The sequence below is a fragment of the Streptomyces sp. NPDC059224 genome, assembly GCF_042754285.1.
GTDB lineage: Bacteria > Actinomycetota > Actinomycetes > Streptomycetales > Streptomycetaceae > Streptomyces.
In genome coordinates this window covers 1-1,851 of record NZ_JBHZAN010000102.1, presented here as the reverse complement: position 1 = coordinate 1,851, position 1,851 = coordinate 1, and the positions used below count along the sequence as shown (strand labels likewise).

Annotated in this window: 1 protein-coding gene; it reads left to right on the top strand. The window is 37.8% G+C overall.

The annotated features are described in order from the left end of the window. Positions 1–1,851: glycoside hydrolase family 2 TIM barrel-domain containing protein (locus ACFXI4_RS44615; RefSeq protein ID WP_385003411.1), on the top strand; the 1,851-nt coding region annotated here is incomplete at both ends.

The window sequence follows — 1,851 nt, the reverse complement described above, 5'->3', positions numbered from 1 at the left end:
ATATCAATGTATCTTATCCAATTCCATTAGATCCGCCTTATGTACCTAATGATACCCCTTGTGGTGTATATCGGCGTCAGTTTCAAATTGAGCAAACAGATGCACGCTTTTACTTAAATCTAGAAGGAGCAGATAGTAATTGTTTTGTTTGGATAAATAGAAACTTTGTAGGCTATGACCAAGTGAGTCATAGTACATCTGAATTTGATGTGACCAAGTATTTACAGGTTGGGGTTAATGAAATTCAAATTCTAGTGATGAAGTGGTGTGATGGTACCTACTTTGAAGATCAGGATAAGTGGCGAATGAGCGGTCTATTTCGTCCAGTGTATCTTCTTCAACGACCAACTATGCATCTGACAAGTTATCAACTACGGACGTTGACTGATCCTAAAAAAGGAAGCGGAACATTATTGGTTTCTTTTCAACGATTTACTCCTATTGAAGTATCGTTACCTATTTCTTACGAATTATTCCATCCTGATGGACGTCTCATAGCGAAAGGGGAGTGTTACTCGGAACAACAAATAAATTTGGATGTTGAAGATTGCCTTTTTTGGACAGCAGAAACGCCTAAATTATATACATTACTTTTAACATGTAATGGTGAATATTTTAAAGAAAAAGTTGGCTTTCGAGCACTGACGATCAAGAATCGTAAGTTATTGCTGAACGGAACACCTATTAAATTATATGGAGTCAACTATCATGACGTGAATCAGCAAGGCACGCCAGTGATGACCCGAGAGCAGTTACGTGCAGATTTGTTATTAATGAAAAAATTAAATGTGAATACTGTACGAACGGCACATTACCCTAAATCACCAGATTTTTATGAATTGGCGGATGAGATTGGTCTGTATGTAATCAATGAAGCAGATTTGGAGTGTCATGGTGTGGTTAATCTATATGATACTGAAGCGAATTATCAACTAATTGCTAATGATCCGACATTCGAAAAGCCGATTATGGACCGAGTGATCCGTTCTATTCTTCCTTATCAAAATCGAAGCTCTATCATTATGTGGTCTATGGGGAATGAATCTGGTTATGGAGTAAATTTTGAAAAAGCTCAAGCTTTAGCACGGAAATTGGATGATTCACGGTTGATTCATAATGAACGCTCGATTGAACCAGTTATTGACCAAGTGAATGATTTTAGTAACTTGGATGTTATTAGTCAAATGTATCCCCCACTGGAAGATGTTCATCGTCATTGTCAAAGAAGTGATACTGAAAAACCTTTTTTTATGTGTGAATATAGCCACGCTATGGGCAACGGTCCTGGAGATCTTAAAACGTACTTCGATTTGATTCAACAGTATGATTCCTTTCTTGGCGGTTGTGTCTGGGAGTGGACTGATCATGCAATCAATAGAGGAACTTTAGAAACGCCATCTTATTTATACGGTGGTGATTTTGGTGAAAAATATCACGACGGCAATTTTTGCGTAGATGGTTTATTGACCCCAGATCGGCAATTAACAGTAGGTGCATTGGAGTACCGTAATATTCATTCGCCTATTCAACTGATTGCTGTAGATGAGGAGCTGCAAGAAGTAACCTTGAGCAATATAACTGCTTTTACAGCCGGTTCAGCATTTAACCTTTCTCTTGAATGGTATATAGATGGAAAAAAAACAGTTTATGAAGTAATGAATCCTTTCATACTTGAGCCTGGCAAAAGTTGTTCATTGCCCATCACAGTACCTACAACGATTCATGGTGCTCATACGGTTGCTGTTTCGCTATCTGTTTATAAAAATGATGAGCTTTATGGACAGCAACAGCTCTTTCTTAAAAAAGAAAAAATGAGATTGCCAAGAACTGCTCATCATAATGATGCACCAC